The sequence below is a fragment of the Aureliella helgolandensis genome (assembly GCF_007752135.1).
Lineage (GTDB): Bacteria > Planctomycetota > Planctomycetia > Pirellulales > Pirellulaceae > Aureliella > Aureliella helgolandensis.
In genome coordinates this window covers 544,909-558,679 of the sequence record NZ_CP036298.1, presented here as the reverse complement: position 1 = coordinate 558,679, position 13,771 = coordinate 544,909, and the positions used below count along the sequence as shown (strand labels likewise).

Annotated in this window: 9 protein-coding genes; 7 read left to right on the top strand and 2 right to left on the bottom strand. The window is 55.7% G+C overall.

Annotated features, from left to right (window positions below):
• The first annotated feature begins 105 nt into the window (after positions 1-105).
• The 3 genes from Q31a_RS01990 (at position 106) to Q31a_RS01980 (ending at position 3,443) form a co-directional block, all read left to right on the top strand.
• Positions 106-1,428 (top strand): CpaF family protein, encoded by a 1,323-nt coding sequence (locus tag Q31a_RS01990; RefSeq protein WP_145073223.1) that lies wholly within the window; start codon positions 106-108, stop codon positions 1,426-1,428.
• A 79-nt stretch (positions 1,429-1,507) separates the two neighbouring features.
• The gene (locus tag Q31a_RS01985; protein WP_145073220.1) at positions 1,508-2,473 is read left to right on the top strand and encodes a type II secretion system F family protein; all 966 of its coding nucleotides are present in this window, start codon (positions 1,508-1,510) and stop codon (positions 2,471-2,473) included.
• 4 nt (positions 2,474-2,477) lie between these two features.
• Positions 2,478-3,443: a type II secretion system F family protein gene (locus Q31a_RS01980; RefSeq protein ID WP_145073217.1), complete on the top strand. Its 966-nt coding sequence runs from the start codon at positions 2,478-2,480 to the stop codon at positions 3,441-3,443.
• Positions 3,444-3,459: 16 nt separating this feature from the next.
• On the opposite strand, the gene Q31a_RS01975 is transcribed toward Q31a_RS01980, so the two are convergent.
• The gene (locus Q31a_RS01975) at positions 3,460-4,011 is read right to left on the bottom strand and encodes a DUF2062 domain-containing protein (RefSeq protein ID WP_197356034.1); all 552 of its coding nucleotides are present in this window, start codon (positions 4,009-4,011) and stop codon (positions 3,460-3,462) included.
• 652 nt (positions 4,012-4,663) lie between these two features.
• On the opposite strand from Q31a_RS01975, the gene Q31a_RS01970 reads away from it, so the two are divergent.
• The 4 genes from Q31a_RS01970 (at position 4,664) to Q31a_RS01955 (ending at position 11,281) form a co-directional block, all read left to right on the top strand.
• Positions 4,664-5,842 (top strand): KpsF/GutQ family sugar-phosphate isomerase, encoded by a 1,179-nt coding sequence (locus Q31a_RS01970; RefSeq protein WP_145073211.1) that lies wholly within the window; start codon positions 4,664-4,666, stop codon positions 5,840-5,842.
• Entirely contained in the window at positions 5,829-6,362 is a 534-nt protein-coding gene (locus tag Q31a_RS01965; protein ID WP_231691030.1) for a KdsC family phosphatase, read from the top strand. Before Q31a_RS01970 ends, Q31a_RS01965 begins: the two co-directional genes overlap by 14 nt.
• 3 nt (positions 6,363-6,365) lie before the next feature.
• Positions 6,366-9,767 (top strand): hypothetical protein, encoded by a 3,402-nt coding sequence (locus tag Q31a_RS01960; protein ID WP_145073205.1) that lies wholly within the window; start codon positions 6,366-6,368, stop codon positions 9,765-9,767.
• Positions 9,768-9,994: 227 nt separating this feature from the next.
• Positions 9,995-11,281 (top strand): outer membrane protein assembly factor BamB family protein, encoded by a 1,287-nt coding sequence (locus Q31a_RS01955; protein ID WP_145073202.1) that lies wholly within the window; start codon positions 9,995-9,997, stop codon positions 11,279-11,281.
• Between the two features lie 200 nt (positions 11,282-11,481).
• Here Q31a_RS01955 and Q31a_RS01950 read toward each other — a convergent pair whose 3' ends face one another.
• Positions 11,482-13,704: a serine/threonine-protein kinase gene (locus Q31a_RS01950; RefSeq protein WP_197356032.1), complete on the bottom strand. Its 2,223-nt coding sequence runs from the start codon at positions 13,702-13,704 to the stop codon at positions 11,482-11,484.
• Between the last annotated feature and the right edge of the window lie 67 nt (positions 13,705-13,771).

The following is a 13,771-nucleotide window of genomic DNA, read 5'->3' as shown; positions in this document are numbered from 1 at the left end:
GAGTTTTGCGTACTCGTGTGGAGTCGCATTGAATGCGCTCACCGGAATGTCACTTACACCACTCAGTGACGTAGCTTTGGCTTCTGACTTGCAGGATTTGGTTCTATGAAGACTATTAACCCATCGCACCGTAACAGTGATCAATCCAAAGCTGAAGAATTCGAAGCCGTCAAGCGTCGCATTCATAATAAGCTCGTCGATAAACTCGACCTCAATCGCATTGGCGATATGAAGGGTGAGCAGCTCCGACGAGAAATCAGACTGGTCGTGGAACACCTGTGCGATCAAGAAAATACACTACTCAATCGCTCGGAACGCGATCGCATTGTCGATGAAGTGCTCGACGAAACCTTCGGCCTAGGCCCCTTGGAGTTGCTGCTCAAAGATTCGTCGATCAGCGATATCATGATCAACGGCCCCAAAGCCGTCTTTGTGGAACGCCGTGGCCGTCTGGAGAAGACCGACGTTGAGTTTCGCGACAATACGCACCTCATGCAAATCATCGACCGGATCGTATCTCGAGTTGGCCGGCGTGTTGATGAGACCTGCCCCATGGTCGATGCACGGTTGGAAGACGGCTCGCGGGTCAATGCGATCATCCCTCCTCTGGCACTAGATGGTGCTTCAGTTTCCATTCGTCGATTTGGCTCCAACCCACTGAAGTTGGAAGACCTTTTAAACTACAAAGCGTTAACACCTGAGATGGTAATGCTGCTTGAGGGCTGCATCAAAGGTCGCTTGAACATGATCATCTGCGGTGGTACCGGTTCTGGTAAAACCACGCTCCTGAACACACTCAGCAGCTTCATCCCCAACGATCAGCGGATCATTACGATTGAGGATGCGGCAGAACTTCAGCTCCAACAGGAACACGTTGTGCGACTGGAGACGCGTCCCGCGAACATTGAAGGCAACGGGGCTGTGTCGGCAACGGACCTTGTGAAAAATGCGTTGCGGATGCGTCCTGAACGCGTGATCATTGGGGAATGTCGGGGAGGAGAAACGCTCGACATGCTGCAGGCGATGAACACCGGTCACGACGGATCGTTAACCACGATTCACGCGAACAATCCACGAGATGGTATCGCGCGTCTAGAGACGTTGGTCATGATGGCCGGTTTTGAACTGCCGATCAAAGCCATTCGCCAACAGATTTCCAGCGCTGTCAATCTGATTATCCAAGCCAACCGACTGCAGGGTGGACCACGCCGCGTGACGCACATCACCGAAATTGTCGGGATGGAACAAGACACCGTTGTGATGCAGGACATCTACAAATTCGTACAGGATGGAATTGACGAGGAGGGTAAAGCCTTCGGTCACTTCGAATGCACCGGTGTCCGTCCCAACTTCATGTCACGCCTTGAACAATCAGGCGTTCGCCTACCGGCTAGCGCGTTCCGCCAACGTCGAATCATGGATGCGTAGTCCACTGTGGCTTTGCAGTGGTATGTGTGAACACGCCTGCACTTTCCGTTTCGCTGAATCGTTTCGTTAGAGTCCTACTATGTTAACTATCGTATTACTTATCTCAGTAGGTGTCGGAGTCACCGCACTCATTGGTAGTGTGGCGATGTTTCTGCGTCCCACGAACGATCATTTGGCTGAAAACCGCCTGTCGATGCTCACCAACGCTCGACGAGGCTCGGGCGACAAGCAGGATGGCTCCAGTCTGCTGACCAGCGGAACGCTCGACGACACTCGGTCGTTTGCGGATGAGGTATTGTCGAAACTCGGGAACATCCAACACTTGATGGACCAAGCCAATGTGGACATGAGTGGAGCAAAATTCCTGTCGATCTGCGCTTTGGCTGCCTCCGTCGGGGCGATGATTTGCATCGTGTCCCCCGTCCCCAAATACCTCCTACCTGTCTTCGCGCTCGTCGCTGGCGGGATTCCCATCGTCTGGCTGATGCTGAAACGCAACAAGCGGATGGCCAAATTTAACCGGCAATTGCCCGAAGCCCTGGAGTTGCTCAGTCGCTCGCTGCGAGCCGGTCACTCCTTGGGTGCTGGCATGGGTTTGGTGGCTAGCGAAATGCAGGATCCGATCAGCTCTGAGTTTGGACGTGCCTTCGAAGAGCAAAACCTGGGAATTACCCTCGAGGATGCCCTGGAGGACATGACGAATCGTGTGCCCAACATGGACTTGCGGTTCTTTGCCACCGCGGTCACGCTGCAGAAGCAAACGGGTGGTGATTTGGCTGAAATTCTCGACAAGATCGGGCACTTAGTCCGTGAACGCTTCAAGCTGGCGGGTGCCATTCAAGCATTGACGGGAGAAGGCCGACTGTCGGGGATCGTCCTACTGGCTCTCCCACCATCGCTGTTTGTAGTCATGTTCTATCTGAACCATGACTACGCAATGGTTTTGTTCCGCGATGAAACGGGACGCCTGCTACTCGGTGCTGCCCTGCTGCTGCAATTTGTCGGTGCCCTGGTTATCCGCAAGATTATTAACATCAAGGTCTAAAACAATGTTACTTGCTGTAACAACACTCAACGCCCTCATCGTTCCTGCGGCCAGCTTCATCGCCATTGGAGTCTTGGCCTGGATGGCGCTCGGATTCTTCTTGGATAAGGATGATCGGGCGGAACAACGGCTTCAAGAATTTAGCGACCCGCGCCGCAAGGGTGGTCGCAATGAAAAGAAGTCGGAGACCATTGCGCGAGTACTCCAGAAAGCTTCGCCAACGCTGGCCAAGCCGCTCACGCCTACCAGCGAAAAGGAAATGAGTAAGCTTCGCCAGGACTTGGTGGAAGCAGGCTTTCGTAGCGAAACCGCGCCGCTCACCTACTTGGCCGTCCGCACCGCTAGCGCACTTGCATTCCTCGTTATGGGTGGCGGAGGGGCGCTCCTCCTCTACGGCTTTACCTCCACGGCTGCCATTCGCACGTTTTTTGTAGGAGCCATTGGCTTCTACCTGCCAACCCTGGCCTTGGGCTACCTGGTCAAACGCCGCAAAAACAAAATCTTCCTGGGACTACCCGATGCACTCGACTTGATGGTCGTGTGCGTTGAAGCGGGCCTAGGACTCGACCAAGCCATGCGTCGCGTGTCGGAAGAGATGAAGAAGAGCTACCGCGTCATTGCCGATGAATTTGGCCTGTGCAACCTGCACTTGCAAATGGGCCGCGCTCGCAACCAAGTACTTACCGACCTAGGAGCCCGGACAGGCGTCGATGACCTTCGAGCCCTTGCTTCCATCCTGATTCAAGCAGATAAATTCGGATCGAGTATTGCCAAGGCACTGCGCGTCCAAAGCGATTCGATGAGAACGCGACGGGCCCAAGTTGCCGAGGAAAAAGCAGCCAAGACCGCCGTTAAACTCATCTTCCCGCTCGTTCTGTTTATCTTCCCAGGCATCTTTGTCGTCCTGGTCGGACCTGCGGGGATTCAAATGGCCCGTGAGATGTTCCCGGCCATGAACGGTTCCAAATAGCTCGGGCCGAAAAAAACTAAGCCGCATGGCCACCGCTATGCGTGCTATCGGAATCCGCGCCAAGCACAGGTGGTGCCAGCGTATGGGCAGGGGGCATCAATTGCCCCCAGCGATTCATCCGATATCGACGAATGGCCAACAGGGAGACGTAGTAGGAAACGATTCCAAAAGTCAGCCCCACGATCAAGCAGCCGAGCCCCAAAGGTCCGGCAAAATCGAAAAAGCCGTTCCACCAAAACTGCGCACGATCGCCCCAAGTCGATGTAGGGTTGGTATTGATCGTATGCCAGTGTCCTCGCAATTGCTCCCATTCGACTCCCACGTCGCCCCCCCCCAGGAGCTTGCAACCCAACCAGTAGCACGGGTAATAAATGGGCACAACGGTGAACGGGTTGGAAATCCACACGAGCGGGACTCCCACAAGCTTGTTCGCTCCTAAGATCCATGCCAGAAAAAATGAGACGGCCATCTGAATGCCAATGAGTGGCAAAAAGGTGACAAACATCCCAATCGCAATCCCCAGCGCTAAGTGGTGCGGTGGATCGTCGGCATGCAGTATCTTGAGCACACAAAAATCCTTTGTGCACCTCCAATAATGCCGGAATCTATCGCTTACAAACTTCACGGTATTGACTCACCCAAACGTCACTGTGCCTTCATCAAAATTGAACGTGCACCCTGCAAATTCTGCTAGCCATCTGGGGCACCCCAAATGTCGCTCTCGCATCGGTGAAGCCTCCACCAGCAAAGGCTGTCAGCAGGCTTGTGGATTGCTCAATCCGCTTCGACGCAATCCCCTGCGACAGGACACACTCGCCGGGAGACTGCCGTAAAGTGTATAAGCTTTCATTCTTCTGTGGCTGATATCGGACCTGCGCACTGCAAGTCCTCACAGTTTATTAACGTGACCCAAATTAGCTACCCACCAAAACTACGGGCTGCAGACTTAGATTCTTTTTATCCACTCTTTGTGCGAGGAATTCCAGGATACCATCGACACTTGCCGCCCATCCCTCGCCCTTTCAGTCGCATTAAGTTCCAAATCGGGACCAGAAGAGTTCTCAAACTGGGCATCGGGTCATCCTTTCCGACAAGGGCAATGCCAGCTAAAGAAAAGCAAAACATTCCACATGGGGGAGAAAGGTCCGCTGGGCGCGAGATGTGATTTACATTGATTCCGGCTGGAATGTTCACTAGAATCGGCGGGAGAAGGGGCATGGATGACCTCTACCGATCTAGCGGAAATCCGATCAGGGATGATGGGCATGGCGCAAAAACAGCCGGAAATCGAAGTACAATCGCCCTTCAATATAACCATCGCGCGAGGGCGGCAGATCCTGCAATCGGAAATTTCCGTACTACGGTCGGTCTCTCAGGGGCTGAACGATAGCTTCGCCCGCGGCGTTGAGCTGATCCTAGCATGCCGTGGTTCCGTTGTCGTGTGCGGGATGGGCAAAGCGGGGCTCGTCGGTCAGAAGCTGGCTGCGTCCCTCTCCTCAACCGGTACCCCCAGCCATTTCTTACACCCTGCGGAAGCCTTGCACGGTGACCTCGGATCTGTCCTGCCCAACGATGTCGCCCTGCTATTGTCCTACAGCGGAGAAACCGAAGAGATCACTCGTCTCCTACCTACGCTCGGACAGCTGACCGCCGGTTCAATTGCCATCACTGCCCATGCATCCAGCACTCTGGCTCAAGCCGTAGATGTCCCGATCCTGCTGGGAAAGCACCGGGAAGCATGTGCACTGGACCTAGCCCCGAGCAGCAGTACTACCTCCATGATGGCGGTTGGCGATGCCCTGGCGCTGGTTGCCAGCGAGCAACGCGGCTTCACACGCGATCAATTCGCCAAGTTCCATCCGGCTGGAAGCCTGGGTCGGCGACTGGCTCGGATCGACGAAATCATGCGTCCACTCAGCGACTGCCGCCTCGCCCTCGATTCACTCTCCGTCCGCGAAGTCATGATTCAGGTGAGCCGGCCTGGTAGACGCACCGGCGCCATCATGCTGACCAATGACGACGGCCAGTTGACCGGCATGTTTACCGATAGCGATCTTGCCAAACTGCTCGAACGCTCGGGATACACCCCGCTGGAGCAATGCATTCAGGATGTCATGACCCGCCAAGTGCAGACCATTTCTCCCAATGCCCGCGTGGCCGACGCGGCTGCCCTATTGGCATCCCAAAAGATCAGTGAACTACCGGTCTTGGGCCCCGACCGAACTCCCCTGGGAATCGTCGATGTGACGGACCTCCTCGCCGAGTTCGCAAACGCCACCCCAAGCGAGGACATAACTCGGGAGCTGTCACCGACTCCCACCGAATCACCTCGCATCCTGCCAATATCCAATGGCATCACCAGCGACCCTAAAGGCAAACACCACCGTGGCCAGCAATAAAGATATTGAGATCGCCAAGCCGATACGTCTAATTCTTTCAGACGTGGACGGGGTGTTAACCGATGGTTCCATTACCATTGACAACGCTGGCATTGAGAGCAAGACGTTCTACGTCCGCGATGGTTTAGCGATTAAGCTCTGGCAGCGGGCGGGGTTTATCTTTGGCATCTTAACCGCGCGGAATTCGCAGGTGGTCAAGCTGCGGGCCGCAGAGTTGGACATTCAAATCGTCCGCCAAGGGTTCTCCGATAAACTCCCAGCCGCCTTGGAAATCCTCAGCCAGCTGGGAATCTCCGCCGAGGAGACTTGCTACATCGGAGACGACTTGCCCGATCTGCCGGTCCTCTATGAAGTCGGATTGCCGGTCACGGTGCTCGATGCAGCACCCGAGGTCTTGGCGGCTGCGAAATGGACCATGCAGTCACGTGGCGGCCGGGGTGCCGTGCGAGAGTTGATTGAGCGACTCCTCAAAGCCAAGGGTTGCTGGGAAAACTCCCTACCGACGCAACGGGCGGAGTGACGCATGCTGCTGTTCGCCAAACGTTATATGACCGCACTCGCCGGGTTGCTGTTGGCACTGGGGGCATACCACTTGCTACTGCTCCCCGTCATCGAACCCCCGGGTCGCGATCCGGCACCTCTTCCCGAGTACATCAGCAGCGACGTTGCCGACCAGTGGTGGCGCGAGCTTTTTGCCCAACAGGATTGGCAACTCGACACCCCACGCATCTTGCAAAACAAAAACAACCAGGGAGTTATGCTCTCCCAGGAGTATCAGCAGGTTGGACTCAAGTCTCTGAAACTGCGGCCACTCACCATTATCATCCCTCAAGTTGATAAATCGGGTAGCGAGGTTGCCCTGGACGACGGCCAACCGACACTGCCTGAAGAAGTTTGGCTGGTCAACGCCGAAGAGGGAGCCGTCATTCATTTTAAGGAAGCCTTAGACTTAAGAAATGGTCGTCTTCCCTCAGTCGAACGGGGAGAGCTGAGTGGGAACATCACGATTACCCGCGTCAACCTTCACCCCGATGCACAAGCGGTTCCCTGGTCCCTCCAGACCCGCGATCTGTTCATTGAACGCGGCCGAGTCTTCACCAATGATCGCGTGACCATTCGCTGGGCGGACAGCATCATCAGGGGGCGAGATTTGCGGATTGAGATGAAGGGCGATTTGTTCAATCCAGGCGGCAATCAAACCAATTCGCCATGGGGTCCGCTCGACAAAATGGACCTGTACACCCTCGAGCAGATCGACGTTGGCTTGCCAACCGGCGGCCTTTGGTCAAGCATGAAGCTTCCTCTAGCTGCCCCGTTTGCTCACTTAGCATCTGCCCCAGCGCGGCTCCAGGTCAACTCCCAAGGTCGCTTTAGCTTTGACTTTCGCGATTCCACAGCCTCTCTGACCAATGGCGTTCAAATCGTGCACTTGCTCGGAGATAAACTCCGCGACACCTTTAATTGCCAGCAGCTGAACGTGGCCATCAACCCACCGAGCAAGGATTCCCCTCCCCCATCCCAGACCGCCTCAACTCGATTGGGAGATTTTGAAATTCTTACGCTCGAAGCAACGGGCATCGACCAACTCGAAGAATTCGTCGGTGAGAAGAAGGTTGAGCTCAAAGCGCCCTCCATTGATGCATTCGCCAGCGCCAAGCGTTTGGATATCGATTTTTTGCAAAAGCGCATCGAGTTTGACGGCAAGCTCAACATCCCCACTGCAACGCAATCCATTGCCTGGCTCAAATACGCGGGGTACGAATTCCGCTCGCCTCGCATCGATTATGAAGCAGACTCGAGCCCGGCGAGCCAGACCTCGCGACACCTAGGGTACCTCATTGCCGAAGGCCCTGGTGAGCTGACCGTACCAGCCGATTCGGCCACCGGTGCGACCGAGATCCGTTGGCAGGATACACTCAAAATGAGCCCATCCGAAACGCCTGGTGAACAGTGGGTAGGAATTTTTGGCAGCACGTTGATCGAGAGTCGACTTCATGGTTTTATGGCCAGTGACAAGATCGAGATTTGGCTGAAAAAGAATCCCACTGCGACATCCGCGAACCTCGCCTCCACCGCTGCTGCAACACCAGGCTCCACCACTTTCAGCACCTCGAAATACGCCCCAGAACATATCCGCGCAACCGGTCACATTGCCATTGAAACGCCTCAGATCAAAGCCAAGGTAGATAGACTCGATGTAACGCTCGTGCTCGTCGCGCCCAGCCCATCGATGAACGGTGACTCCACCGCTAGCGAAGGCTTAGCACTAAGCGACTCCGCTGGAAATCCAATGTATCAGTGGATCCAACCACCTCCTCCCAACTCGGGCAATCCCCTGGGAAGGCAAGTTTCCACCGCGAATCAGACGGGCCCGAATGCAGCCTCGGGGAACCAGTTGGCGAACCGAGATCCCGTCACCATCCACGGGCAGACGCTCACCTCTCGTATCGTTCTCAGCGGCAAACAGTCCTGGATTGACGATCTAGAGATTGCAGGTCCCCTACAGGTCTGGAAAGAGCCGTTGCCTAATTCCAAACTACCCGGATGGCACGTGGAAGGTGATACGCTCAATCTAACCTCCGATGCAGCAGGCCAAGTGAACTTGAACATCAACGGCCAACCAGCCCGCGTCGTGTTCGCCGACGGCGCACTCCAAGGTCCCACTATTCGGATCGATCAAAAGAACAATCTTGTCTGGATGGATCAACCCGGCGAGTTCACCGTTCCAACGCAACTAGCCCGCGTCGGCAACCCGGGTGCCACCGCCAGCACCGGGCCGGCGATCGAGTGGCTTAAGGCGCCGCATTGCGTGTGGCAGGGAGGTATGTATTTCGACGGTAACGTTGTCCGCATCAAGGGAAGCGTCCAACTCGATGCAACCCTACGGTCGAAACCGAACGAGATCTGGCTACTGAACGGCAATGCCGACGAAATGCACATTCACTTGACTGCACCCATTGCTCTGCAGTCCTCCAACAGCTCTCGCAGCCCCGAAGCAACGATTGAGCGGATTGTGCTGCAAGACAAAGTGCAGGGAGTGGACATTTTTGCAAAACAGGTGGATCAACTCGGCACCCCCAAGATCAACGAACATCTCAATGTACCAGCACTGACCTTCCATGCCATTCGCAACGAAGTCATTGGCAGTGGTCCAGGTTCCATCCAGTCTTGGCATCGTGGAAAAAGCGGGCTTGCTCAAATGGCTTCGACGAACTCCTCAACCGCGACGACCTCCACCACCGCCGAATCCGCTTGGCAAGGTGCCCACTTGGTTTTCCGTGACCATCTGGTGGCATTTCTCGATCACAGTGAAGTGGTCTTCGAAGGCAAAGTCGAATTTGCTGCAGGCCCGGTCGCTTCACTGGAGCAGCGAATCGACCTCCATGAGATGCAGGGACTATCCATCGGCCAAATGCTTATGGGCTGCGACCAACTCCGTGTCTACGACACCAGCGGCCTGAGCTCTACCAACGGCTTCCTGCAGAGCGGTGCGGACCGCGGCACCTGGGAATTCCAGGCAAGCGGAAATGTAGACGTCCAGGGCCGCGCGGAATCAGGAAACTATTTCGGAAATGCCAGCGAAATCTCCTACAGCCAAGTCAAAGAGCAACTCCTATTCAAGGGGGCTCCGCAACGCGATGCGAAAATCGTCAAAGTGCCCGAGAGCAATTCACCGACGGGCACGATCACCGCTTTCGTTCAACTGGCCGCCATCAACCCGCGTACGCTGGATGTCGAAGAATTCAAAATCGGAGCTGGTGGAGTCGGTATGGAGAGTGCATCTCCCGGTTTCACCGCGGCAGGGCAAACCACGCCATTGGTCAACCCTTCCACGCTTAGCCCCTCCGTCAATGGTCGAATCAACTCGCCATCGACCACCCAGCCACGCTCGGCAGTAAGTGGCTTTCTGCAGGGCAAGCAGTAGAAACCGGGCTCCTCCCTCTCCCCTGGTTCTCGCTCAAACGCGAAGCCACCGCGAGTAGACAGCGGCACCGCATGGTGCGGATGCCTGCCGGCAAGCAGCGGATTCTCACTGTATTTCAATCTCACACCGCAGGCATTACGATACACTAGGCTATGCTTGCCCAGAGAATTCTGGCTTATCCGCGATCCCACCTCCCTCCTCCCACCCCTTAACCCTGGAGCCCAACGATGCGAACTTGCATATTCCCCCTAATACTAATTATGTTGAGTTCGCTGGCGGCGAAGAACGCCACGCATGCTGCCGAACTCCCGACGACCAACGACCAATTGGAAATCGCATCCACCGACTGGCCGTGGTGGCGTGGCCCGCTTCGCAATGGCACTGCCTCAGCCAAACAAACACCTCCCACCGAATTTAGCACCTCTAAGAATTTAATCTGGAAGGCCCCCATCCCGGGACGGGGGCATGGTTCTCCCACGGTGGTTGGCGGACAAGTCTTCGTGGCCACTGCCAACGAACAAATTGATGGGCAACAAAGTCTCCTCTGTTTCGATCGCCAAACTGGTGAACCGCAGTGGAGCACCGTAGTGCATGCGTCGGGTGGCATGCAGAAGAATAACAAAGCCACCGCAGCATCGAGCACCCCTGCCTGTGATGGCCAACGCGTCTACATCAATTTCCCCAATAACGGTGGCCTCTACACCTCCGCTCTGAGCCTCACCGGTGAACTGCTCTGGCAGGAACGCATCTCCGACTATGTTGTGCACCAAGGCTATGGTGCTTCGCCCTGCTTGTATCAAAACCTGGTGATTGTCACCTCAGACAATAAGACGGGAGGAGCCATTGCCGCTCTCGATTCGAAGTCTGGTGAAATGGTGTGGCGCCGCGAACGCCCCCAAAAGCCGAATTACCCATCGCCCATCCTGGTGCACGCTGGCGGCCAAGACCAAGTCATCCTCGTCGGCTGCGACCAAGTCTGTAGCTACAATCCACTCACCGGTGCGACCAATTGGGAAACGGAGGGAGCTACGACCGAATGCGTCACCTCGACCCTAACGGATGGACAACTCATTTACACCAGCGGTGGTTATCCCAAGAACCACATGTCGGCAATCCGCGCCGACGGATCTACCGAAGTGGTTTGGTCCAATGAAACACGCTTGTACGTCCCGTCGCTCGTCATCCGCGATGGCTACCTCTACGGCGTCCTCGACGCGGGCATCGCCATGTGTTGGAAGGCTGATACGGGCGAAGAGATGTGGAAGAAGCGACTCGGCGGCACTTTTTCCTCCTCCCCCGTTCTGGTCGGTGACAAGATCTTTGTCACCAACGAGGGTGGCGAGTTCTTTATCTTCCAGGCTTCGCCGGAAGAGTTTCTCGAGGTAGCAGAGAACAAACTGGGCGAACAGGTCTTTGCAACTCCCACGATTTGCGACAGTCGCATTTACCACCGTGTGGCTCACCTCAGCGATAGTGGAGAACGCCAAGAGATGCTTTACTGCTTCGGGCAGTAACCCCCTTGGCCCGATTCGACCGCCACACCAGGTAACCGCGCGTTCGGCCACATCCGGCCGAACGCGGTAAACCTCAGGTTCGAATCGTTCCCTCTGCATTGGCAGGCACAGAAGCGGCGGTAAGCAGCAAACGACCTAACCTGAGAGTATGCGAAAAAGAGCGGGGGAGGAGGCAGCTCCTCCTCCTCCTCCTCCTCCGTTCACCACACACTGCGTTTATGGTCCCCCAAGACCTTGGACAATTGTTGCATCGTCTGCTCCAGTTTCTGGAAGGCGAAGAACGAAGCCAGCAAGCCAACCCCCGTGATACAACAACCTGCGACTAGCGTCTGCCGGGGTATCTCGGCACGGAGTACGAGCAATGCAACGGCAGTCAACGGAATCGCTGCAGCCGACAACAAATACCAGCGACTGTGATTGCGAATCCGCTGGCACCGCTGGTCAAACTCGGGATCGTTCATCGTCGGAGCGATGGCCTGGGGATAGTAAATCAACAGTGCCAAGAGTGTCATGCCAAAGTAGGGATAGACCCAAGCAACGCCTCCACACAACACCAACGAAATGAAGAAGTGGAAGGCATCCGCACCACCAAATTCTGAATGCATGGAGGCAAACGTCGTCGCGAAGACGACGCCTGATACCGTCCACAGGATCCCGCATACAATGGTGGCTAAGTTACCAATATTGAGTAGCGTGGTAATATCCTTGGGCGATGCGGGCAAGCCCTTACGTGCTTGGTGGACGATCCGCACGATAGGCCGCATCACCATCCAAAAGAGGATGCCGCCCAGTGGAAAGACAATACCGTTGACCAGCCCTGCCACAAATTCGAAGTCCTCTGCTATTTTGGGGATCAGGGGCTGCAACTCTTGCATTCGAGATTGGTTGTAAAAATAGTTGAATACCGAAGCGGCCGTGTTGGGACCAAAAATCAGAACCCCTCCAATAAGCAGCACAGACGCGTTGAACAACCGCCCCGCAACGCTGCTGGGATCCGGTTCGAATCGCTGGGCCAAATCGGGATAGAAGGCAAGCCGCAGACGGCCGGCAACTTCGCTGCCCGAGCCAGGACGATCTTCCGGCTCAATCGCCAACAGCCGCCGCAGCACTTTTTCCAGCACTCGTTCCGTCGCAGACAGAGCCGGGGTGACCGTTGCAAAGGTCTCATTGCGGACGCTGCGCTGAATCGATACCGCCTCGGTCCAACTCCCAGCCACTTGCTGGCTAGCCCAAGGTCGCTTGCCTTGCCAAAGTTCCCACAGGACAATCCCCAGGGCGTACAGGTCACTGCGTCCATCCAGCTCCGTCGCGGGCTTGCGCACCGTCGGATCGGCAACTTGCAATTGCTCTGGTGACATGTAGGCCAGCGAGCCACCGAAATAGGCAGCTGCCCCAGCCCGTCCAGAGAGACCACTGCAACTAACGTTAAAATCGACGAGCTTAGGAATGGCCTCTGCCGAGAGCAAGATATTGGCGGGTTTGATATCCCGGTGGATGATCCCTTTCCGGGTGGCATATCCCAAGCCATCTGCCAATTGGATTCCAATCCAAGCGACCAGCTCCGGCCAAGGCAGCTGACTAACCTGCGTTCGAATCGGAGACTGCTCTGGTACCGACTGACTAGCACTCAACAAATTCTGATCGATTGACTCCAAAACCAACTGCCCACTTCTTTCCTTGGAGTCTGTGGTGCGCAAGCGTTTGATGCAGTCGGCCAGGGTGCCTCCCGCCAAGTATTGCATGTAGAGAAGAATCGTTTTCGGCTCGGCAATCTCGCGTTGGTCGTAAACCCGGACAATGTTTGGATGGTCCAATTGCGAAAGAGCTTGTGGCTCTTCGCTTCCCCGCTTGGTGGCCTTCAGCGCAACGAGTCGCTGCATCGACTCCTGTCGCGCCAGGTAGACCCGTGCGAACGCACCTTGCCCCAACTGCTTGAGCACGAAAAAGTCATCGACCAGGGTATTGATTTGCAACTCAGGAACGGCGCTGGTAGCGCCTTGAAAAGCTTCGGGCTGATCTCCCGCCAACCATTTTCCGATCGTGGCAGCCAAGTCGGGAAAACGCTGGCGATAGTCCTCCCAACGCGGATTCTCACCAGCCCCACGCAACAATTGAACCTCTTCAAGAACCAAGTCGAAGGGTATTTGTTCTTGAGGTAGAGCACGCCCCATTACCGGCCAGTAAAACTCCAGTCGTCGCAATTCACCTGCTTCCGCAGCAGCCGACAAATCGAATTTGATCAGCTCGACCACAACCAGCTTGGCGGAGTGCAACGCCGCTGATGGGAGCAGCTCAAGGATTTGCTCAGGTCGAGTGACCGGGGCAATAGCGGCTAGTTTTTCCAGGCTTAGCTCAAGTAACGCAAATGACGCTTCGATGGTTTCCAACACGAGCGTTTCGTTGATTTGCGGCTCTTCGTTCATGGAATACGGATGCATTGAGAAAGGAATCGGCTACTCAGCGATCATGCTAAGCCCCCCACCACGCGAC